The organism is Ramlibacter sp. AN1015 (assembly GCF_037726105.1).
In the GTDB taxonomy this organism is placed as follows: domain Bacteria; phylum Pseudomonadota; class Gammaproteobacteria; order Burkholderiales; family Burkholderiaceae_C; genus Ramlibacter.
In genome coordinates, this window is record NZ_JBBJUM010000008.1 from 54,785 (window position 1) to 74,981 (window position 20,197).

The following is a 20,197-nucleotide window of genomic DNA, read 5'->3' on the forward strand; positions in this document are numbered from 1 at the left end:
CGGCGGCGCATATGCGCACGGTCCCGCTGGTAGGCCCGTGCCGACCCGGCAGCGCCGCTGCTTGCCGCGCCGGTCCGATCGGTCCCTATTCCACCGGCGGCGGCGTCGGTTGCGGCCCGCGCGGCGGCTGCGGGTCGGGCCCGAGCGGCGGCTTGGGCTGCGGCGGAATGGACGGTTCGGGGCGGGTGCTCATGGGGCTCACTCCAGTGGGCAGCGGTTGGCCAGGTCGCTGCCGGTGCGCGGCAGCGTGCGGCTGTCGGGCGGGCGGTGCTGGCCCCGCGTCTCGACCCAGGTCTCCAGCGCCGCGAAGGCCGCGCGCCAGCACGGCGCGATGGGGCGCAGCCGGTCGGGGAAGACGTCGTACAGCTGGTCCACGTGGTTGCCGCCTTCGACCACGTAATAGCGGTGCAGGTGTCCGCGTCCGCTGCCGCGCACGCGCTGCACGTACGCGTCCGAGTTGGTGCGGATCGGCAGCAGCGCGTCGAGGTCGCCATGCAGGGTGATGAGGGGCTTGCCGATGCGGCCGGTGAGTGAGATCCGCGCCACCGCGTCCTTCACCGCCTGCGGGCGCTGCGCGTAGACGTAGTCGGCGTCGCAGGCGGGCAGCCCCGAGAGGCAGAACGGCAGTCCGGCGGCCAGGCTGCCGTCGTAGCCGGGGTCGATCTCCTCGCGGTAGGTCCGCTGGGTCAGGTCCCAGTACACCAGGTAATGGTGGTCCCACAGGAACTCGGAGCCCGGCGCGAAGCCGGCATCCAGCATGCGCTGGCGCGCCAGCGGGTCGAGTCCGCTGCGCCAGCGCGGGTAGTCGCGCAGCGCCGTGGGCAAATAGGTGAACAGGTTCGGGCCCTCGGCGCGCCACAGCGCCCCCTCCCAGTCGACGCCGCCGTCGTAGAGCTCGGGGCTGTTCTCCAGGGCCCAGCGGGTGAGGTAGCCGCCGTTGGAGATGCCCGTGATGTAGGTGCGCTCGGGCGCGCGGCCATAGCGCTGCGCCACCACCTCCCTGGCCGCCTGGGTGAGCTCGGTGACGCGCAGGTGCCATTCGGCGATGGCGTCGCCGGGGGCGGCGCCGTCGCTGTAGAAGCTGGTGCCGCTGTTGCCTTTGTCCGTGGACGCGTAGGCATAGCCGCGCGACAGCACCCAGTCGCTGATCAGGTAATCGTTGGCGTACTGGCGGCGTACGCCGGGGGCCCCCGTGATCACCAGCTTGCCGTTCCACTGCTCGGGCAGGCGGATGACGAACTGCGCGTCGTGGTTCCAGCCGCGGTAGGTGTTCGCGGTGGAGGTGTCGGGGAAATAGCCGTCGAGCTGGACGCCCGGCACGGCGTCGGGCGGGTTGCGCGTGGCGACCGAGTGCAGCGGCAGCCAGTCGCTCGCGTCGGTGTGGCCGGTCGCCACCAGGTAGCGCGTGGAGAGGTCGGCCAGGCAGGCGGCGACCTGCATCTGTGCGCCCGGCACGCGCAGGGCGTCCATGCCGGCGCATCCGGTGGCCTGCGCAGTCGCGCCGACGGCCGTGCCCGCCAGCATCAGCGCGGCGCCCATGCGGCGCATCCATCGCAGCGTGCAATCCCCTGTGGCCATGGCGTCTCCCTTTGCGTTTCTTGTGTCGGTGCCGCGGTGATACCAGCGGCCGCGGCGTGTCCGCGTCGGTGCCCGGCGCACGAGGAGGTCAGCCGGCGGCGCTAAGCTCGGCCGTCATCACATCCGAAGAGGAAACCAGAACGATGCGGCACGCCCTTCGCACCGAAATCGACGTCGATGCCAGCCCCGCCCGCGTGTGGGAAGTGCTGCTGGACTTCCCGGCTTATCCGGCCTGGAACCCGTTCATCCGCTCGATCAGCGGCGATCCCCGCCCCGGCGCGCGCCTGGAGATCGTGGTGCAGCCGCCCGGGGGCAAGTCGATGGCCTTCAAGCCCCGGGTGCTGGTCGCACGGCCTGCCGCCGAACTGCGCTGGCTGGGCCGCCTCGGCGTCCCCGGCCTGTTCGACGGAGAGCACGCCTTCGAGCTCGCGCCGCTGGGCGGCGACCGCACGCGCCTGGTGCATTCCGAGCGGTTCTCCGGGCTGCTCGTGCCGCTGCTGCGCGCCAGCCTCGATGCAGGCACCCGCGCCGGTTTCGAGGCGATGAACCGGGCGCTTAAGCTGCGGGCCGAAGGCGCGCCAGCCCAGGAAGCGCGCGGCTGAGACCGCTCAGCGCCCGTTGCCCGAGCACCCGCTCAGAACAGCCAGAACAGGCCCAGGAGGGCCAGCGTGAGCAGCAGAGAGACCAGCAGGGAGCCGAGGCAGCCAAGGCGGTTGGAGAAGAACAGGAACATCGTCCCCGCAGGCTAGCGCACCCGTACGGTCACGAGCAGGAAGGTGGCGGGAATCACCGTTTGTTGCGCATCACCGCTGGTGTTCTGCGCCTCGAACAGCGCCTGCAATTCGCGCTGCAGATCCTCGCTGCGGCCCTGCTGCCCGGCCGCCGCGAAGGCGTTCATGGTGGGCCCGTAGTACTCGCGAAAGAGGTCCAGGAAGCTCGACGGCGAACCGGGGTGGCGGAAGGTATACGTGCGGCGCTGCAGCTCGATGTCCTCGCGCGCGACGCCCGCCGCGCCGAAGCGCTCGACGATGTGGCTCTCCACACCCCAGGTCATGGGGCTCACGAAGCCTTCCGGCGGCGGCGGTGAATACGCGGCGCTGATGCGCAGGATCTGCGCCACCAGGGTGGGATCGTTCGGGATCCAGTTGCCCATGTGCACCTGCCCGCCGGGTTTGGTCACGCGCACCATCTCGCGCGCCACGTCGCCCGGGCGCGGCGCGAACATCGCGCCGAAGATGCTCACCACCCGGTCGAAGCGGTCGTTCTCGAGGCCCTCCAGCCGGCTCGCGTCGCCCTCCTGGAACTGCAGCCGGTCGGCCAGGCCGGCCTCCTGCGCACGGCGCTGCCCGGCCGCGACCAGGTTGCCCGCGATATCGACGCCCAGCACCTGCGCACCACGGCGCGCAGCCGGCAGTGCCGTGGTGCCGTCGCCGCAGCCGAGGTCCAGCACCTGCTCGCTGGGGCCGATGCCGAGTTCCTCGACCAGCGCTTCGCCGCTCTCGCGCATGGTCGCGGCGATGCGGGTGAAGTCGCCCTTTTCCCAGAGGGCCTTGTTGGGGTTGGGTGGGGGGGTGGAACTCATGGTGCACTCCTGAGGAACGGAATGCCCATTGCACGGCCGCCGCGCGGCTGCGGGAATGGGAGCTTTGTCCCGGGGCGGCGCCTTCTAGGTAAATGCAGGCTCAGCAGCGCGCCAGCAACGCCTGCACGGCCTCGCGGCTGCTGCGGCCCAGCTCCGCCAGGTCCAGCCCCGGGATGCGCCCCTCGCGCACCACCTCGCGCCCGCCCACCAGCAGCAGGCGCAGGTCGGCGGCGCCGCCGCTGGCGACGGGGCCGATGGCGGGGTCGTGCAGGCCGAAGTAGCGCGGGTCGCGGTCGATGCCGTAGATGGCCAGGTCGGCCGCCATGCCGGGTGCGAGCGTGCCCACGGCATCGAGGCCCAGCACGCCGGCGCCGCCCGCACTGCCCCAGCGCACCACGTCTTCCACCGTGGTCGCGGCGGCGTCGCCCTCGCCGCCCCCGCCGCGGTGCACCGCCAGCGCGTCCTGCCCCGCGCGGGCGCGCTGCATCAGCCAGGCGGCGTGGGTCTCGCTGATCATGTCGGCGGCCTCGTTGGAGGCCGCACCGTCCACGCCGATGGAGACCTGCGCGCCGGCGGCCTCGAGCTGCCGCACCGGCGCGATGCCGCTGCCCAGGCGCCCGTTGCTCTGCGGGCAGTGCGCGATGCCGGTGCGGGTGGCGCCCAGCAGCGCGATCTCGTCCTCGTCGAGCTTGACCAGGTGCGCGAACCAGACGTCCGGGCCCAGCCAGCCGATCGATTCGCAGAAATGCACCGGCTTCATGCCGTGCTGCTGGTGGACCATGTCGTGGTAGTGCACCGTCTCGGACAGGTGCGAGTGCAGGCGCAGGCCGAGCGCGCGGGCGGCCTGGGCGGTCTCGCGCAGCTCCTGCGGCCGCATCGAGTGCGGCGGCGTGGTGGGCGCCGCCACCACCCGGCGCATGGCGTCGGGCGCAGGGTCGTGCCACTCGCGCACCAGCCGCTCCAGGTCGCCCAGGAAACCTTCCAGCGTCTCGGGGCGCGAGGCCGCCGGCAGTCCCTCGGCCGGCGCGCGCGCCAGCGTGCCGCCGCCGCGGCACAGCACGAACCGCAGGCCCAGGCGCTGTGCCTCCTCGAACAGGATGGCCGAGCTGTCGTAGGGCATGTCGGGCCAGTAGTGGTAGTTGTGGTCGGCGACCGTGCTGCAGCCGGACAGCGCAAGTTCCACCAGGCCCACCCGCGCCGCGAGCCGGAACTCGTGCGCGTTCATGCGCGGGCGCAGGCGCATGGGCGTAGCCACCAGCCACGGCGAGAGCGTGGCGTTGAGCCCCTGCGGGTCGCCCTTGAGCAGCGACTGGAACAGGTGGTGGTGGGTGTTGACCCAGCCGGGGTAGACCACGCAGCCGGTCGCATCGAGCTGGCGCTCGCCGGGCTCGGGCGCGAGCGCGCCCAGCGCGGCGATGCGGCCGCCGCGCACCCGCAGGTCGCCGCCGACAGCGCGGCCCGCCGCGCCGGGCAGGCCGGTGAGGATGGCGCTCGCGTTGCGAATGAGCAGGTCCTGTGTCATGCCGTGACCTTTCGCGCGGCGGCCGGTGTTCCGCGGTGCACTTCCTGTTCGCCGTGGGCGCGCAGCAGGTCCATGAGCTGCTTGCGGATCACCAGGCCGGGCCTGTCCGAGGCCATGTGGAACTCGGCGCGCCGCGCGATGTCCACGCAGGCGTCCGGATCGGTTGCCTCCAGGATGTCGCGGTCCTCGGCGGTGATCGCCGCGTCCCAGTCGATCAGCGCCTGGGTACTGCACGCCTCCTCGCTGTCGTTGCGGTAGAGCCACTGCACCAGCATCATGCGGTCGTCGTCGATCGGGGTCGCGCAGTTGTAGATGATGTGGCCGGTGCCGCTTGCGGGGTAGGTGCAGCCGAAGCGCCGCGCGAACGGCAGGTAGTAGCGGTTCACCAGGTGCCGTTCGGTAATGGGCTCGGTGGTGCCGGTGACGGCGTGGCTTTGCGGCGGATTGCGGATCGGCACGGTGGTGATGGCCTCGAAGCCGTAGTCGGTTTCCTCGAAGCTGTAGGGCGCGGGCCTGGGCTGCTCGAGGATGCCGAAGTTCGCCTTGTGCACGAAGGAGAAGTGCGAGTTGTCGAAGGAGTTCTCCATCATGCGCAGCGGGCTGGTCTTCCATTCTTCGTAGAACTGGAAGATGCGGCGCCAGCCGGGCTGGCCGTCTTCCGGGAAGTCGGGGATCGGCCGCAGCGGCTCGTCGAGCGCGACCCAGACATAGCCGTATTTCTCCTGGGCGCGGTAGGCCGGGATCCGGGCGTTGGCAGGCGGCGGCGCGTCGGGGGCCTGCGGGATGCGCACGCAGGCGCCGGTGCAGTCGTAGGTCCAGCCGTGGTAGCCGCACACGATGTTGCCGTTCTCCACGTACCCCTTGGACAGCTTCGCGGTGCGGTGGCAGCAGCGGTCGGCGGTGGCCGCGGGCGTGCCGTCGGCCTGCTTCCAGAGCACGAGGTCCTCGCCCATGAGGCGAAAGGACTTGGGGCCCTGGTCCAGGAAGGACATCGGCATGAGCGCGTACCAGAAGCGGCGCAGCACCTTCTGTCGGGTGGTCAGCATGCGGCGGCCTCCTCGCGGACGTGGCGGATCGGGACCCAGCCGTGCACCTCGCTCTCGCCGTGGGTGCGCAGCAGCGCGAGCAGCCGCTTGCGCATGATCATGCCGGGGCGGTCGCTGGCCATGCTCTGCTCGTCGCGCCGGGCCACGTCGATCGGCGCGTCGGCGTTCACCGACTCGAGGATCTCCTTGTCCTCCAGGACCACGCGGGTGTCCCACGCGTTGAGCAGGTCGGCGGGGCAGTCGGCCTCGCTGTCGTTGCGGTAGAGCCATTGCAGCAGCCGCACGCGGTGGTCGTCGATGGGCGTGGCGCAGGTGTAGATCACGTGCTCCACGCCGCTCGGGTAGGACAGCCCCAGCCGGCGCAGGAAGGGCAGGTGCCACTGGTTCGAGAAGCGCCGCTCGGTGGTCGGCTCGGTGCTGCCGGTGATGCGGTGCGACTCGGGCGGGTTGTTGATCGGAATGACCATGGAGGCCTCGAAGCCGTAGTCGGTCTCGTCGATGCGGAAGTGGCTCGGCTTGGGCTGCTCGCCCTGGCCGAAGGTGCCCTTGTGCACGAAGGCGAAGTGGGCGCTGTCGAAGGAGTTCTCCATCAGCCGCAGCGCGCCGGTGTTCCAGGTCTCGTCGAACTGGTGCACGCGCCTCCAGCCCTGCGCTTCCTCGGCCGGTGCGGGCAGCGGCGTGAGCGGCTCGTCCAGCGCCACCCAGGCGTAGCCGAAGCGCTCCTGGCAGTGGTAGGCCGGCACGCGCGCGCCGGCGGGCACCGGCAGGCCGGGCTGCTGCGGGATCTTCACGCAGGTGCCGGCGCAGTCGTAGGTCCAGCCGTGGTAGCCGCACACGATGTGGCCGTCCTCGACGAAGCCCTTGGAGAGTTTGGCCGTGCGGTGGCAGCAGCGGTCGCGCAGGGCCGCGGGCGTGCCGTCGGCCTGCTTCCACAGCACGATGTCCTCGCCGAGCAGGGTGAAGGGCTGGGGGCCTGCGTCGAGGCGGGCCAGGGGCATGACGGCGTACCAGAAACGCCGCAGCACGGGTTGTTGCGTCACGAGCATTCGGTGGTCCTCGCGCGCGCTCAGGGCATGACCTTCAGGTCCTTGACGAACTGCAGGGTGTAGGCCTGCTGCCACTGCGGATTCGGCTTGAGCTGCCCGCTGGAGACCATGAAATCGTAGGTGGCCTTCCAGCGTGCGTCGGTCATGCTGCCGGCGCCCAGGCGCGCCGCGTCGCCTCCGTCGAAGAACTTCAGCTCCTTCATCTTGCGGTGGGCGTACGCCAGCATCTCGTCGTCCATCTTGGGGTTGTCCTGCTTGATCAGGGCGTTGCCGGCGGCGGGGTTGTCCATGTAGCTCTTCCACCCTTCCAGCGTGGCCTTGACGAAGCGCTGCACCAGTTCGGGCCGGTCCTTCACGGTCTTGTGCATGGTGACGATGGTGTTGCCGTAGGGCGGATAGCCGTCGTCGGCGAACAGGAAGAACTTCACCTTCTGGCCGGCCTTTTCCGCGGTGAACGGCTCGGAGCTCGGGAAACCCTGCTGCGCCATCGTCTTGTCGGCGAAGAAGGGCTGCATGTTGGAGGTGTAGGGCCGCGTCTGGTCGTCCTTGAAGCCGTACTTCAGCTTGAGCCAGGGCCACCAGGTGCTGCGGCCGCTGGTGGCCACCAGGATGGTGCGGTCCTTGAGGTCGGCCAGGCTGTTCACGTCGGGGTGCGTGACCATGCCCTGGGGCTCCTTCTGGAACACGGCGGCCACGGTGGTGAGCGGCACGCCCTGCTCGATGCCGCTGAGCACCTGGAAGTCCTTGCCCATCATGAAGTCGGCCTGGCCGGCGGCCAGCAGCTGCACGCCGTTGATCTGCGGGCCGCCCATCTTCACGGTGACGTCGAGGCCGTGCTTCTTGTAGATGCCGGTGGCGACGGCCTGGTAGTAGCCGCCGTGTTCGGCCTGGGCATACCAGGAGGTGAGGAAGGTGACCTTGTCCTGCGCCTGGGCGAGGGCGGCGATGGCGGTGAGGGTGAGGGCGGTGATTGCGCGTTTCATGGGTTCTCCGGTTCGTGTGGACACCAGAGCAATGACCCGTGGCCGGTGCGGCCACTGCCAGCTTCTACTCTGCGGACAGTGCACCGATCGCGAAAAGCCGCGCCTTCATGCGGGAAGGTGGATCGTGGCTTCCACTTCGATCAGGGCACCGTCTCCAGGCAGGAACCGTGCCACTTCGACGACCGTGCTGGCGGGCGGCTCGCCCGGGTAGAACAGGCCGCGCACGCGGTTGTAGAAGGGGTAGTGGCGCAGGTCGCGGAAGTACTGCACCAGCTTCACCGCCTGCGCCATGTCGGCGCCGTGTTCGCGCGCGATGGTGCGGATGCGATCGAGCACGAACCAGCTCTGGGCCACGGGCGGCGCCTCGAACAGATCGACCGTCATCTGCCCGGTGTCGTAGCCCAGCGTGCGCAGCTGCTCGCGTGCGTGTGCGGGCAGGTCGCCGTAGTCGCGCAGCACGCGCGCGCCCACCGGGTCCACCGCCACCACGCCGCTGACGAACAGCAGGTCGCCGGCGCGCCGGGCGGCGGCGTAGCGGGCCATCGGCTGCCCGATGCCGGCGCCCTGCGTGCCCTGCTCCCCGGGGCGGGTCACGCGTGCACCGTTTGCGCCCACGCGCGCACCTTTCCGGGGTTCAGCAGCCCGAGCGGATCGAAGCGCCGCTTGGCCGCCAGCACGTCGGGCGCAAGCGCACCGCCGGCCTTGCCGTCCTCGACCACGAAGACATGCGGATCGTTGATGCGCACGCCGTGCGCGCGGTGCAGCGCCATGATCTCCTGCAGCCGCTCCTCGGTGCTGAACTTCACGATCTGCAGCGCGCTGCAGGTGACCTGGCCGTCCAGCGTGCGGATGAACTCCGCGTGCATCTGCACCTCGGGATGCAGCAGCGCGTGCATCGCGCGCACCTGCTCCAGGTGGCGCCCGGCTGCGAACGCGCTTTGCAGGTAGGTGATGGACCTGTCCACCTTCAGGGCGACCAGCGTGGTGTGGTTCCAGGTGTACTCGAGCAGCGTGCGGTTGCTGCGCGCGACCTCTTCGGCGGTCTTGGCGTAGGTGAGCTCGCCGCGCCACTGCGCCGCCAGCTCGCGCACCGCGGCGTCGCTGGCCGCCCCGGTCGCGAGGATCACGGCGTGGCAGCCGGCGGGCAGGTGCTCCGCCAGCGGCGTGAGGTAGCCGGGAATGGGGTCGGCCAGCAGCGCGACCTCGCGCTTGTGGATGCCCGGCGCGCAGGCCACCGCATTGCCGAATTCCAGCGCGTCGTCGAAGGAGCCGAACACCACCAGCTGTTCGTGCCAGTCCACGGCCGGCGCCATGGCCAGCTCGACCTCCAGCACCAGTCCGTTGGTGCCCCACAGGTGGTGCATGGCCAGCGCCTCGGGGCCGCGCAGCTCCACCAGGCGCGGCACCTCCTCGACGGTCAGCGCCAGCACGCCCAGCACGTTGCCACGGGCGGCGAGCGGGCCGTGGTTGATCGACCCCACGCCGCCGAAGCCGCCACCGAAGAGGCCGCCGAGCGTGGCGCTGCGAAACGTGGACGGCATGCAGCGCAGCTCCAGGCCGGCGTTCGCGCGCGCCTGCTTCTCGAACTCGGCCAGGCGGATGCCGGCCTGCGCGCGGGCGGCGCCTGCGCGGGCCCACAGGAACTGGTTGAAGCCGCTCATGTCCAGCACCAGGCCGCCGTGCAGCGGAACGCACTGGCCGTAGTTGCCCGTGCCCGCGCCGCGGACGGTGATGGGGATGCGCAGCCGCGCGCACTGCGCCACCACGCGCGTGATCTCGTCGAGGTTGCGGGGCCGTGCGACGGCCTGCGCGGACTTGCCGGCGAGCTGCCGGGAAAGCACCGGGCTGAACCAGGAGAAGTCCTGCGACAGGCGTGCGATGCGGCTGGCCTCGGTGATCCAGTCGATGTCGGGCAGGGCGAGTTGCAGCTGTTCGACGGGGTGGACGGGCGCGTTCAAGGTGTTCCTTTCGAGTGCGGTGCAAGACGGTGCCCATCGACGCCGCGTCGGGCGCGTCGAGGGGTGGCTGGTGAGCCACGCGGGCCGGTGCGGTGCGAGGCGCTGCGGGTGCGCGGCCGCGCACTGGTCCCGCGGCGCTCAGTCGCGCGAGAGTTCGCTCGCGTGCCAGGAGCCCAGCGCCACCTTCGACAGCCAGGCCATCGCCACGAACAGGGCCACGCCGGTGAGCGAGATCAGCAGCAGCGCGGCGAACATGCGCGGGATGTTCAGCTGGTATCCGGCGAAGAGGATCTGGTAGGCCAGCCCCGTGTTGTTGCCGCCGGTGCCGGCGACGAACTCGGCCACCACGGCGCCGATCAGCGCCAGGCCGCTGGAGATGCGCAGTCCGCCGAAGAAGTAGGGCAGCGCACTCGGGATGCGCAGGCGCAGCAGCGTCTGGCCGCGGCTGGCGCGGTTCATCGCGAAATAGCTCTGCAGGTCCGGGTCGATGCTGCGCAGGCCCAGCGTCGTGTTCGAGATGATGGGGAACAGCGCCACGAGCGCGGCGCACAGCACCAGCGAGGCGGTGGGGTCCTTGACCCAGATGATGATCAGCGGGGCCACCGCCACGATGGGCGTGACCTGCAGCAGCACGGCATAGGGGAAGAGCGCGGTCTCGATGGTGCGGCTCTGCACGAACAGGAACGACACCAGCACGCCCACGACGATCGCCACCGCGAACGACAGCAGCGTGATCTTGAGCGTGAAGAGCAGCGCCGACCCGAGCATCTGCCAGTCGGTGACCAGCGTCTCGAACATGAGCACCGGCGAGGGCACCAGGTAGGCCGGCAGCGCGAAGCCGGTGACCGCACCCTGCCAGAGGCCCAGCAGGACGAGCGCGACCAGCGCCGGGTAGAGCACCTTGTCGCGGTGCGGACGCGCGCGGGCGCGGGTGGAAGTGGATGCGGCGGACACGGACATCAGGGGTTCTCCTCGTCGGTGGACACGCTGGCGCGCATCAGGCTGTCCTGCAGGTGCTTGGCATAGGCCGCGAAGCGCGGCGTGACCATGAAGTCGGGGGTGCGCGGGTAGGGCTCGTCGATCGCCACCTCCTCGACGATGCGGCCCGGTCGCGCGGCCATCATGATCACGCGCGTCGAGAGGAACACCGCTTCGTGGATCGAGTGCGTCACGAAGATGACGGTGAGCTTCTTGGCGCGCCACAGGGCGAGCAGGTCCGAGTCGAGCTTGTGGCGGGTGATCTCGTCGAGTGCGCCGAAGGGTTCGTCCATCAGCAACAGGTCGGGCTGCACGACCAGGCTGCGGGCGATCGACACGCGCATCTGCATGCCGCCCGACAGCGCCCGAGGCAGCGCCTTGGCGAATTTCGCGAGCCCGACGAGTGCCAGCGCGTCGAGCACGCGCGTCTCGGCTTCGGCGCGCGGCACGCAGGCCAGGTCCAGCGGCAGTCGCACGTTGTCCGCCACGCTCGCCCACGGCATCAGCGTGGGGGCCTGGAACACGAAAGCCATGCGCTTGCGCGCTTCCTCCAGGCGCGCCACCGGCTTGCGCCACAGCAGCAGCCGGCCGTCGGTGGGCTCCAGCAGGCCGGCGACCATCTTGAGCAAAGTGCTCTTGCCGCAGCCCGAGGGGCCGAGCAGGGTGATGAACTCGCCTTCGGCTACGTGCAGGTCCACCGGCTGCAGGGCCACGGTGCCATCGGGGTAGGTCTTGTGCGCCGACAGGACTTCGACCGCGGGCGCCGGCGGCACCAGCACGTTGGGGGGTTCGCGCATCACGGCAGCACCTTCGTCGATTGGATGAAGTCGAGCTTGAACGCGTCTTCCGGCTTCAGCTTGCCGGCGTCCACCAGCTTGTTCTCCACCAGGAAGGCGAAGTTCTGGCGCACCCGGTTCGCGTCGATGGTGCCGATGCCCTGCGTCTTCGCCTCGCCTGCGGTGACCATGCCCATCTCCTTGAGCTTGCCCACGCTGTAGGCGATCTGCTCGTCGGTCATGTTGGGGTTGTCCTTCTTGATCAGGGCGGCGCCCGGCGCCGGATCGGCGAGGAAGCTTTTCCAGCCTTCCATCGTGGCCTTCACGAAGGCGTCCACTGCCGAGGCGCGCGTCTTCACCGTGTCTTCCATGCAGGAGATGGTGGTGGCGTACGAGGTCCAGCCGTGGTCGGCGAACAGGAAGGTGTTCGCCTTCACGCCGGCCTTCTGGATGGCGAAGGGCTCGGAGGTGAGGTAGCCCTGCTGCACGGTGTTGCGGTCGGCGACGAAGGGCTGGATGTTGAAGGTGTAGGGGCGGGCCTGGCTGTCCTGCAGCCCGTACTTCTTCTTGAGCCACAGCCAGTAGCCTCGCTGGGCGGCCGGAGCGATCAGGATGTTCTTGTCCTTCATGTCCTCGAAGGACTTCACGTGTTCGTGCGCGATGAAGACCTGCGGGTCCTTCTGGAAGATGGCGGCGACGGTGACGACGGGCAGCCCGCCCGCGCGCGCCACCATCATCTGCATGTCGCTCGAACCCATGATGCAGTCGGTCTGGCCCGCGGCCATGAGCTGCAGGATGTTGACCTGCGGTCCGCCCATCCTGATGGTCACGTCCAGGCCGTGCTTTTTGTACAGGCCGGTGGCCACCGCCTGGTAGAAGCCGCCGTGTTCGGCCTGCGCGTACCAGTTGGTCATGTAGGTGAACTTTTCCTGCGCGTGCGCGCCGGAGCCGAGGAGCAGGCCGGCGGCAACGGCGGCCAGGGTGCGGGAAATCGTGCTTGTCATGGGACCTCGCGGGAGGGATGGGGAATGGGCAGGGTGGGCGTCGGTGTGCCGGTCATTGCAAGTTGCGGGCCTGCCGGCGTCCGGCTGCGGGCCCGCGCACGGCGCAGTGCTAGGCGGTGCGGGATTCGATGTGCCCGTGCTGGTGCGCATGGCCCCAGGTCGGCGCATCGCGCACCACCCAGCGCATCTCGAACAGCTCGGTGATCGCCTGGGCCCAGCTCGCGGCGAGGGTGGCGAGGATGTCCTCGCCTTGCGCGCGCGTCGCTCCGCGCGGATCGCCAATGACGCCGCTCGGACCGAAGTCGCGCGCGGTCCAGGCGCAGGCGGGCCGCCCGTCCGGCGACAGCAGCTTCGAGGGAAACACCGGGGGAAAGTTGGGCTCGGCGCGCTCCATGCGCACCGTCTCGGGTGCCAGCGCGAGCATCAGTGCGGTCTCGGAGTGGCCGGCGTGCATGGCCTGGCGCTTCTCCTGCTCGTGGATGTACTTGCCCGACGCATTGGGCAGACGTGAGACGTGGTAGGGCACGACCACGTAGTCGCCATGGCGCAGCCGCAGCTCGCGCGCGGCCATCTCCAGCACCTGGGGCTGGCCGCCATGGCCGTTGGCCAGCAGCAGCTTGCGAAAGCCGGCGCGGTAGACCGACTCGCCCAGCTCGGTGACCACCGCCAGCAGCGTGGGCCCGGTCAGCGTCATGGTGCCGGGGAAGTGCAGGTGCTCGTCGGACTTGCCGTAGGTCAGCGGCGCCAGGCCGAACGCGCGCACCGCCTCGGGCAGCAGTGCCAGCGCGTGGCCCATCACACCCGCGGCGATCACGCTGTCGACGGCGCAGGGCAGGTGCGGCCCGTGCTGCTCGGTCGCGCCGACCGGCAGCACGATCACGGTGTTCTCGCGGTCGGGCAGCGCGTCGATGTCGGTCCAGCTCAGGTAGGGAAGGAAGCGGTGCGGAGGGAAGGTGCCGTGCAGCATGGGGGTGCGCCTCGAATGGCGGGTCGGGTCCGTGGTGGACCGGACTACGCAAATGCCATGCCAGTGGCGCAGCCGCGCCTAGCCTGGGCGCACGGCGCGCGGGTCGAACCCCTCCGTGCCGGGGTCCTGCACGCGCGGGCCCGCCGAGGGCAGCACGATGTCGAAGCGCGTGCCATCGCCGATCCCCCGGCTCAGCGCGCTGACCGAACCACCGTGCAGTTGCACGAGGCGGCGCACCAGGGACAGCCCGAGCCCCAGCCCCTGACCGCCGCTGTGGACCTGCATGAACGTCGCGAAGACGGAGTCGAGCCTGGACGGATCGATCCCCTCGCCCGTGTCGATGACGCTGATGCGCACGCCGGTAGGGCCCGCCGGCGCTGCTTCGAGCCGGATGAGGGATGCCTCGCGCGAAAAGCGCGAGGCATTGGACAGCAGGTTGGTGATCACCTGGTTCATGCGCGCGGGATCGACCATCAGCAGCGGCAGGTCCGGTGGGGCCGACAGCTCGCAGTGCTGCCCCCGGGCGCGCAAGGCCGGTTCGACCGCTTCCAGGGCCGCACTGAGCATGTCTGCCACCGACGTGGGTTCCAGCCGCAACGAAATCTTGCCCTGCTGGATGCGCGCGGCGTCCATCAGGTCTTCGGCCAGGCGGTTCATGTACTCGGTCTGGCGCGCCAGGGTGGCGATCGCACGCCTTCTCGTCTCGGCGCTCGGGTTGTCCGCGTCGAGCAGTGCGGTGGCGGTCTGGACGGCGCTGAGCGGACTTCGCAACTCGTGCGCCAGGGTGGCGAGCAACTCGGACTTCTGGGCATCGGCGGCGGCGAGCCGCTCGATCAGGCGCCTGGCCGCCCTGCGGGACTTGGTGGCGCGGTGGTTCACGTACAGCAGCACGGCAACGAGGAACCAGTAGAAGGTGCCTTGGAGAGCCTTCTCCGCCGAGAGGACGTCTAGCGTGTAGCGCGGCTCGACGAAGAAATAGTCGGCCCACAGAAAGGAGACGAGCGCGCACAGCAGGCCGGCACGCCATGTGCCGTACCAGGCTGCGAATGCGACCGCCGCGAATGCCGGCGTGAACGCCTGCTGCGAGCCCATCAGCGGATCGGCGGCAAACCGGATGGCCATCGCGCCGAGGGAGCAGCCCACTGCGATGCCGGCCTGCGTCCGCAGCGACGGTTCGGGCTCCCGCAGACGCAGGGCCGGTTCCGAGGCAATGGCAGGTGGAGGTGGCGTGCCGGGCACGCCTCACGTTAGCAGAAACACCGTGGCGAGGCGCTGCGACACGCGCGTGCCCCGCGCAGGGCCGGTGGCCTGCACCGTTTAGGTGCGGGCCAGGCGGCGGCGCTCAGGTGGTCGTGCCCGCGGCCCTCGCATCGGCTTTCGCCGATAGCTCGTCGGTATTCGCAGCGTGCGTCGCACGAGCGCGCAGCTCGGCCGATTCAGGCTCGACGGCATCCGGTCCACCCGCGCCCTGCCGCGCAGGAATGGCCTCGGTCCACACGGCCACGTCCTGCGGCGTCATGGTGCTGGCGGGCGTGAGGCGGCCGTCCACGTAGCCCATCCGCTCGACGTCGTGCAGGTACTGCTCGCGCGACAGCAGCGTGCCGGCGCAGACATGCGGGTCCTCCTGCGGCGGCTGGCGGATTTCCGCGTCGAGGCGCTGCATGAGTTCGTCCATGACAGGGATCGGCACCCGATGGCGCTCGCCCGGGTAGATGAATCCGAACAGCGTGAGGTGCGCGAGCAGCACGCGCCAGTGCGGGCCGAAGCGCGCGAGCAGCACGTCCCAGTCGATGCGTTCGGCGTTGGCCTGCAACAGGTGGGCCACGTCGGCGCCGTCATAGCGCTCGCGCTCCATGATGAAGGACTTGGACGTGATCCCGTCCTCCAGGCTCGCCACCTGCACGGGCACGCCGAGCACATCGACGCGCAGGTTGCCCGGGCGGAACCAGCTGTCGTCCACCGGCATCAGGCCGTTGCCCGAGTTGAAGATCAGGTCGATGAAATCGTCGCCGGCGTATACCTTGGCGAGCCAGTGCGGATAGGTGAGTTCGGCGCGCCAGCCGCAATCCCGCATCGACGTGGCGACCCGCTCCCAGTCCGCCCGACGGATGAACAGGTCGAGGTCCTTGGTCGGGCGGCGGATGCCCGTGAAGCAGGCCTGCGCGAAGGCGCCCCCGACCAGGAACGGCACCCCTTCCTCGTTCAGCTTGCACAGCGCGCGGCGGAAGAAGGCGGCGGTTTCCGGCGAGACCTCTTCCGCAATAAGAGGCGCGGTGGCGGTGGAGCAGTCGGTGTTCACGAAGGCTGGCCCATGATCGACGGGAGCGTGAGGGTACGCCCGGGCCATGGCTGCGCGGCGGGAGATTGCGCGCCTCGCAGCGTCGGCGCCGACCTACAGTTCCGGCGGCCGATGGACGATGCGGCACGCCCGCTGCCGGTGGCAGGCTCGGGTGCATGGGCAAGTCCACCAGCACAATCCGCTTCGCCGCCGTCGGCGACCTCCACGTCACCCGCGAATCGGCCGGATCCTTGCGCAGCTTCTTTGCGCAGGCGTCCGAAGCGGCCGATGCCGTGCTCCTGTGCGGAGACCTGACCGACTACGGCACCGCCGAGGAGGCGCAGGTGCTGGCAGACGAACTGGGCGCGGTGTCGGTGCCGATCGTCGCCGTCCTGGGCAACCACGACTTCGAATCGGGCACGCCGCAGGTGGTCGTGGACATCCTGGCCGGCGCCGGCGTGCGCGTGCTCGATGGCGAGGCCTGCGAGGTCGAGGGCGTTGGCATCGCCGGCATCAAAGGCTTCGCCGGAGGTTTCGGTCGCGCGTCCCTGGGGGCCTGGGGCGAGCCGGCAATCAAGCAGTTCGTGCAGGAGGCGCTGCACGAGGCGATGAAGCTGGAGTCGGCGCTGGCGAAGCTGCGCACCCCGCGCCGCATCGCGCTGCTGCACTATGCGCCCGTCGCGGCGACGGTGGAGGGTGAGCCGCCGGAGATCTTTCCCTTCCTGGGCAGCAGCCGGCTGGAGGAGCCGCTGCTGCGCTATCCGGTCGATGCCGTGTTCCACGGCCACGCACACCGCGGCGCGATGGAGGGCCGCACGATGAACGGGGTGCCGGTGTTCAACGTGGCGCGGCCGCTGCTCAAGCGCAGTCGCCCGGACGTGCCGCCCTTCAGGCTGTTCGAGCTGCCGCGGGAGACCGAGCCGCAGCAGTCAGGACAGCGGCCGCAGGGCGCGAGCGCCTGAGGGCCACGCCTGCTCGCTTCAGGAGGCGACGCGGGTGGCCTGGACCATGCACTGCGACAGGCGCGCGAGGTGCTGCAGGGCCGGCTTGGTCAACTCGATCTGCTTGCGCCGCGCGTCTTCGGTGTCGGCCAGCATGATCCAGCCCTTCTCGCGCATGGACTTGAGCCGCCCGTGGATGGTGGCTGGGGCGCCGAGGTCGTCGCGCCGCATCATGTCGCGCACGGAGAGCCTCGCCTGCGCCTGCCGCGCCTGGGCGACGAGGGCGAGGATGCGCTCTTCGAGTGGGTCGAGCGGTGGCAAGGCGGGAAGGCCCCGGATGGCCTCCGACAACTGCAGGAATCGCAGGTACACCTCGGCCCCGGGGCGTGGCTTTTTCAATGCGTCATCCTCTAATTTGAACTGCTCACGGGGTGTGCTAGAACCTTGCCTTCATCGACGATATGCCGACTCTGGCGGCACGCCGCGCATCCTAACAAGAACACGGAGAGACCGGTGATCTGGCCGATCCAAGCTGCATTCATACTCGCCACGTGCCTGCTTTTCCTGGCCGCGCTCGTGGTGAACACCTGGCTGTTCCAGGCCCTGGAGTTCGTTCCTGGCATCAACTGGGTCTACCTGCCGGCCGGCGTGCGCCTGCTGTGCACCTTGCTGTTCGCGGAGGCCGGTGCCATCGGGCTGGTGCTCGTCTCCATCGCCGTGAGCGCGCTGTATTTCTTTCCGCACGACCTCGAGCGCGCGCTCGTCGGTGGGGTGATCGGCGGGCTGGCGCCGTGGCTGGTATACCGCGCGGCGCGGCATTTCGGTGGGCTGTCCAGCTCACTGGCCAACCTGAGTAGCGCGCGTCTGCTGGCCCTGTGCGTCGCCTACGCCTTGGGCAATTCGCTGCTGCACCACGTGTATTTCGCCCTCGACGGGCAGACCGGGCTCGCCGAGGGGTTTGTGGCCATGTTCGTGGGCGACCTGAACGGCAGCCTGCTCGTGCTCTATGGCGTCAAGGCCCTGCTGGTGCTGCTGGCGCCTGCGCCGCGCGGCGCCTAGCCGCTTGACGCTGTCCGTGGCGCCTCGAGAGGCGTTGCGGATCGCTCGCGCCGGCCGGGCGCGGCGTCGCCCCGATCTATCGACGTCCGCGTCATCGGTGCCTCACCCCCGCAACCGCACCGCCAGCAGCCCAGCGACGCGCGCGCCGCGGAACACCGGACGGCATCAGCGCGCGCGGACCCGGGGGCGCGGCTTCTCGACCGCCCAGGCGCTGGACCGCAGTTCGGCAGAGATCGCCGCTGCAGCCCGCTGCACCTGTCGTAGGAGGGCCGCCGGCGGTGGATCGGTGACCAGCGTATGCGAGCCGATCACGCCCACCGAGGCCACGACGCGGTCGCGCTCGTCGAACACCGGGGCCGCGAGCGCCGACACGCCGGGCAGCCGCTCGTTGCTCGCGACGGCCCACCATTCGCACCGCACGGCGTTCAGCAGCTCCCGCAGCCGCCGCCGTGCGCCCGGAGAGCCTGGGGCGGGGTCGTCATCCTCAGGGCTGCCGGCCGCCGCCTCGGGCGCGAAGGCCAGGATGGCGCGCCCCAGCGCCGACGTGGCCGCCGGAATCACCGAGCCCGAACGCACCGTGATCGCCACCGCGCCGGCGCTCTGGATCGCATCGATCACCGCGATGTCCCGGCCCGCCGGTGCGGCCAGCGCCACGGTCTGGCCGCTGTCCTGATGCAGCCGCAGCAGGTGCGGCTGGGCGAGCTTGCGCAGGCCGAAGTTCTCTCCGACGTTGAGGCTCAGGCGCCAGGCACGCCAGCCGAGGCGGTAGGCCGATGACGCGTCCTGCTCGACGAATCCGAGCTCGCGCAGGGTCGCGAGGTGACGGTGCACGCGCGCCTTGGTCTGGTCGAGGCGCCGCGCGAGTTCGCTGGTGCCGACGGCCTCCGCAGACTGCGCGAGCGCCTCCAGTACCTCGAAAGCCATGCCGACCGACTGCACCGCGGCCGCAGGGGGTGCCGCGGCGGAGTCGTCGGTCGAAACAGGAGGCGCGTCGGTGCGGGGCACAGGTGTCGAGGAGCTTGGTGGCGCAGGCGCAGCGCGCGCCTGCCGGGTTTGACATGCAGCGCCGGGGCATCCTATCATTTGTCGCACACCGATACGGACGTATCGTCCTGCGAGACGCCATGTTGCCGCCGACCCCGCTCGCACGCGAGCGAATCATGGGTTTCGACCTGCCGGCTGCGAGCGGCTTGCAGCGCTGCAGGCCCGCACCCCAATCACCTGAAACACAGCCATGCTCCAACCTCCCGTTTCCTGGGCCCCCGACACCGTCAGCCGGGTGCCGTATGCGCTGTTCCAGCGCACCGACGTGCTCGCGCTGGAACAGCAGCGCGTCTTCGAGGGACCGGTCTGGAACTTCCTCGGGCTGGAAGCAGAGATTCCGGCGGCGCACGACTTCAAGACCACGCAGGTCGGGCGCATGCCGGTGGTCGTGACCCGCGATGCCGACGGCGAGCTCTACGCCTTCGAGAACCGCTGCGCGCACCGCGGCGCACTGATCCAGCTGCAGGACTACGGCAATGCGAAGGAGCACACCTGCGTCTACCACGCATGGCGCTACGACCTTGCGGGCAATCTGCAGGGGGTCGCCTTCGAGCAGGGCGTGCAGGGCAAGGGCGGCATGCCCGCGGGCTTCCGGCGCGAAGACCTCGGCCCGCGCAAGCTGCGTGTCACCTCGCTGTGCGGCCTGATCTTCGGAAGCCTCAGCGAGGACGTGCCGCCCATCGAGGAGTACCTCGGCGAGGAAGTCACCGCACGCCTGGAGCGCGTGCTGCGCAAGCCGGTGGAGGTCATCGGGCGGTTCACCCAGGTCCTGCCCAACAACTGGAAGCTGTACGCCGAGAACGTGCGCGACACCTACCACGCGAGCCTGCTGCACACCTTCTTCACCACCTTCGGCATCACCCGCCTCACGCAGGAGGGCGGCGTCTATATCAGCCCCGACGGCGGCCACCACGCGAGCGCCTCGTACAGCCGCGTGGTGCAGGGCACCGAGGCGGCCTACGCCGAGCAGGCGATCCGCACCGACAACCAGGCGCTGCAGATCGGCGACCTGTCCATGCTGCGCAGCGTGGACGAGATTGGCGACGGCATCGTGCTGCAGATGCTCAGCGTGTTCCCCGGCTTCGTGCTCCAGCAGATCCACAACAGCATCGCCGTGCGCCAGGTGGTCCCCACCGCCCCAGGCAGCACCGATCTCGAGTGGACGTACCTCGGCTATGTCGATGACACGCCCGAGCTGCGCTCGCTGCGCCTGAAGCAGTCCAACCTGGTCGGTCCGGCCGGCTTCGTCTCGATGGAGGACGGCGCCGTCGGCGGCTTCGTGCAGCGCGGCATCGAGGCCGCGGGCCACCTGGAGTCGATCATCGAGCTGGGCGGCCACGACACCAAGAGCCAGGACTTCCGCGCCACCGAATCGTCGGTGCGGGGCTTCTGGCGCGCCTACCGCACCCACATGGCTCTCTGAGGTCGCACGCCC

20 protein-coding genes are annotated in these 20,197 nt (G+C 70.2%); 4 read left to right on the forward strand and 16 right to left on the reverse strand.

The annotated features are described in order from the left end of the window. Window positions 1-198: 198 nt before the first annotated feature. A complete protein-coding gene (locus WG922_RS13875) occupies window positions 199-1,578 on the reverse strand; it encodes a tannase/feruloyl esterase family alpha/beta hydrolase (RefSeq protein ID WP_340283288.1) in 1,380 nt (459 codons plus the stop codon). Window positions 1,579-1,721: 143 nt separating this feature from the next. Between WG922_RS13875 and WG922_RS13880 the strand changes: the two genes are divergently transcribed. Next, entirely contained in the window at window positions 1,722-2,180 is a 459-nt protein-coding gene (locus WG922_RS13880; RefSeq protein WP_340283289.1) for an SRPBCC domain-containing protein, read from the forward strand. A 143-nt stretch (window positions 2,181-2,323) separates the two neighbouring features. On the opposite strand, the gene WG922_RS13885 is transcribed toward WG922_RS13880, so the two are convergent. From WG922_RS13885 to WG922_RS13945, 13 genes are all read right to left on the reverse strand, one after another. After that, window positions 2,324-3,160 carry a class I SAM-dependent methyltransferase gene (locus tag WG922_RS13885; protein ID WP_340283290.1) on the reverse strand — a complete coding sequence of 279 codons (837 nt, stop codon included), beginning with the start codon at window positions 3,158-3,160 and terminating at the stop codon, window positions 2,324-2,326. A gap of 100 nt (window positions 3,161-3,260) precedes the next feature. Then, window positions 3,261-4,682, reverse strand: coding sequence for an amidohydrolase family protein (locus WG922_RS13890; protein ID WP_340283291.1), 1,422 nt, complete (start codon window positions 4,680-4,682; stop codon window positions 3,261-3,263). After that, entirely contained in the window at window positions 4,679-5,728 is a 1,050-nt protein-coding gene (locus WG922_RS13895; RefSeq protein ID WP_340283292.1) for an aromatic ring-hydroxylating dioxygenase subunit alpha, read from the reverse strand. The genes WG922_RS13890 and WG922_RS13895 overlap by 4 nt, the downstream gene beginning before the upstream one ends. Next, window positions 5,722-6,774 (reverse strand): aromatic ring-hydroxylating dioxygenase subunit alpha, encoded by a 1,053-nt coding sequence (locus tag WG922_RS13900; RefSeq protein WP_340283293.1) that lies wholly within the window; start codon window positions 6,772-6,774, stop codon window positions 5,722-5,724. Before WG922_RS13900 ends, WG922_RS13895 begins: the two co-directional genes overlap by 7 nt. A gap of 20 nt (window positions 6,775-6,794) precedes the next feature. Next, the gene (locus WG922_RS13905; RefSeq protein ID WP_340283295.1) at window positions 6,795-7,757 is read right to left on the reverse strand and encodes an ABC transporter substrate-binding protein; all 963 of its coding nucleotides are present in this window, start codon (window positions 7,755-7,757) and stop codon (window positions 6,795-6,797) included. Window positions 7,758-7,862: 105 nt separating this feature from the next. Further along, window positions 7,863-8,300: a RidA family protein gene (locus tag WG922_RS13910; protein ID WP_340283484.1), complete on the reverse strand. Its 438-nt coding sequence runs from the start codon at window positions 8,298-8,300 to the stop codon at window positions 7,863-7,865. A gap of 47 nt (window positions 8,301-8,347) precedes the next feature. Then, on the reverse strand, window positions 8,348-9,715 hold the full coding sequence (locus tag WG922_RS13915) for an FAD-binding oxidoreductase (RefSeq protein WP_340283297.1): 1,368 nt from the start codon (window positions 9,713-9,715) through the stop codon (window positions 8,348-8,350). Between the two features lie 138 nt (window positions 9,716-9,853). After that, window positions 9,854-10,675 (reverse strand): ABC transporter permease, encoded by an 822-nt coding sequence (locus tag WG922_RS13920; protein ID WP_340283298.1) that lies wholly within the window; start codon window positions 10,673-10,675, stop codon window positions 9,854-9,856. Beyond that, the gene (locus tag WG922_RS13925) at window positions 10,675-11,490 is read right to left on the reverse strand and encodes an ABC transporter ATP-binding protein (RefSeq protein ID WP_340283300.1); all 816 of its coding nucleotides are present in this window, start codon (window positions 11,488-11,490) and stop codon (window positions 10,675-10,677) included. Before WG922_RS13925 ends, WG922_RS13920 begins: the two co-directional genes overlap by 1 nt. Next, window positions 11,490-12,473 carry an ABC transporter substrate-binding protein gene (locus WG922_RS13930; RefSeq protein WP_340283302.1) on the reverse strand — a complete coding sequence of 328 codons (984 nt, stop codon included), beginning with the start codon at window positions 12,471-12,473 and terminating at the stop codon, window positions 11,490-11,492. The genes WG922_RS13925 and WG922_RS13930 overlap by 1 nt, the downstream gene beginning before the upstream one ends. Window positions 12,474-12,582: 109 nt before the next feature. Further along, window positions 12,583-13,440 carry a creatininase family protein gene (locus tag WG922_RS13935; protein ID WP_340283303.1) on the reverse strand — a complete coding sequence of 286 codons (858 nt, stop codon included), beginning with the start codon at window positions 13,438-13,440 and terminating at the stop codon, window positions 12,583-12,585. A gap of 78 nt (window positions 13,441-13,518) precedes the next feature. Continuing rightward, window positions 13,519-14,679 (reverse strand): sensor histidine kinase, encoded by a 1,161-nt coding sequence (locus WG922_RS13940; protein WP_340283304.1) that lies wholly within the window; start codon window positions 14,677-14,679, stop codon window positions 13,519-13,521. 103 nt (window positions 14,680-14,782) lie between these two features. Further along, window positions 14,783-15,739 carry a hypothetical protein gene (locus WG922_RS13945; protein WP_340283305.1) on the reverse strand — a complete coding sequence of 319 codons (957 nt, stop codon included), beginning with the start codon at window positions 15,737-15,739 and terminating at the stop codon, window positions 14,783-14,785. Window positions 15,740-15,894: 155 nt separating this feature from the next. On the opposite strand from WG922_RS13945, the gene WG922_RS13950 reads away from it, so the two are divergent. Beyond that, on the forward strand, window positions 15,895-16,680 hold the full coding sequence (locus WG922_RS13950) for a metallophosphoesterase family protein (protein WP_340283306.1): 786 nt from the start codon (window positions 15,895-15,897) through the stop codon (window positions 16,678-16,680). A gap of 18 nt (window positions 16,681-16,698) precedes the next feature. Here the strand turns inward: WG922_RS13950 and WG922_RS13955 are convergent, their stop codons facing one another. Beyond that, window positions 16,699-17,058, reverse strand: coding sequence for a winged helix-turn-helix domain-containing protein (locus WG922_RS13955; protein ID WP_340283307.1), 360 nt, complete (start codon window positions 17,056-17,058; stop codon window positions 16,699-16,701). A 114-nt stretch (window positions 17,059-17,172) separates the two neighbouring features. Between WG922_RS13955 and WG922_RS13960 the strand changes: the two genes are divergently transcribed. Continuing rightward, window positions 17,173-17,718 (forward strand): hypothetical protein, encoded by a 546-nt coding sequence (locus tag WG922_RS13960; RefSeq protein WP_340283308.1) that lies wholly within the window; start codon window positions 17,173-17,175, stop codon window positions 17,716-17,718. 165 nt (window positions 17,719-17,883) lie between these two features. Here the strand turns inward: WG922_RS13960 and WG922_RS13965 are convergent, their stop codons facing one another. Next, window positions 17,884-18,723 carry an IclR family transcriptional regulator gene (locus WG922_RS13965; protein WP_340283309.1) on the reverse strand — a complete coding sequence of 280 codons (840 nt, stop codon included), beginning with the start codon at window positions 18,721-18,723 and terminating at the stop codon, window positions 17,884-17,886. Window positions 18,724-18,952: 229 nt separating this feature from the next. Here WG922_RS13965 and WG922_RS13970 point away from each other — a divergent pair, with 229 nt between their 5' ends. After that, window positions 18,953-20,185, forward strand: coding sequence for an aromatic ring-hydroxylating oxygenase subunit alpha (locus tag WG922_RS13970; protein WP_340283310.1), 1,233 nt, complete (start codon window positions 18,953-18,955; stop codon window positions 20,183-20,185). Window positions 20,186-20,197: the final 12 nt, after the last annotated feature.

Coding starts and splice junctions, on each gene's coding strand:
- WG922_RS13875 (WP_340283288.1), bottom strand. CDS start 1,578: ATGGCCACAGGGGATTGCACGCTGCGATGGATGCGCCGCATGGGCGCC.
- WG922_RS13920 (WP_340283298.1), bottom strand. CDS start 10,675: ATGTCCGTGTCCGCCGCATCCACTTCCACCCGCGCCCGCGCGCGTCCG.
- WG922_RS13930 (WP_340283302.1), bottom strand. CDS start 12,473: ATGACAAGCACGATTTCCCGCACCCTGGCCGCCGTTGCCGCCGGCCTG.
- WG922_RS13925 (WP_340283300.1), bottom strand. CDS start 11,490: ATGCGCGAACCCCCCAACGTGCTGGTGCCGCCGGCGCCCGCGGTCGAA.
- WG922_RS13890 (WP_340283291.1), bottom strand. CDS start 4,682: ATGACACAGGACCTGCTCATTCGCAACGCGAGCGCCATCCTCACCGGC.
- WG922_RS13900 (WP_340283293.1), bottom strand. CDS start 6,774: ATGCTCGTGACGCAACAACCCGTGCTGCGGCGTTTCTGGTACGCCGTC.
- WG922_RS13910 (WP_340283484.1), bottom strand. CDS start 8,300: ATGGCCCGCTACGCCGCCGCCCGGCGCGCCGGCGACCTGCTGTTCGTC.
- WG922_RS13950 (WP_340283306.1), top strand. CDS start 15,895: ATGGGCAAGTCCACCAGCACAATCCGCTTCGCCGCCGTCGGCGACCTC.
- WG922_RS13970 (WP_340283310.1), top strand. CDS start 18,953: ATGCTCCAACCTCCCGTTTCCTGGGCCCCCGACACCGTCAGCCGGGTG.
- WG922_RS13935 (WP_340283303.1), bottom strand. CDS start 13,440: ATGCTGCACGGCACCTTCCCTCCGCACCGCTTCCTTCCCTACCTGAGC.
- WG922_RS13905 (WP_340283295.1), bottom strand. CDS start 7,757: ATGAAACGCGCAATCACCGCCCTCACCCTCACCGCCATCGCCGCCCTC.
- WG922_RS13895 (WP_340283292.1), bottom strand. CDS start 5,728: ATGCTGACCACCCGACAGAAGGTGCTGCGCCGCTTCTGGTACGCGCTC.
- WG922_RS13880 (WP_340283289.1), top strand. CDS start 1,722: ATGCGGCACGCCCTTCGCACCGAAATCGACGTCGATGCCAGCCCCGCC.
- WG922_RS13885 (WP_340283290.1), bottom strand. CDS start 3,160: ATGAGTTCCACCCCCCCACCCAACCCCAACAAGGCCCTCTGGGAAAAG.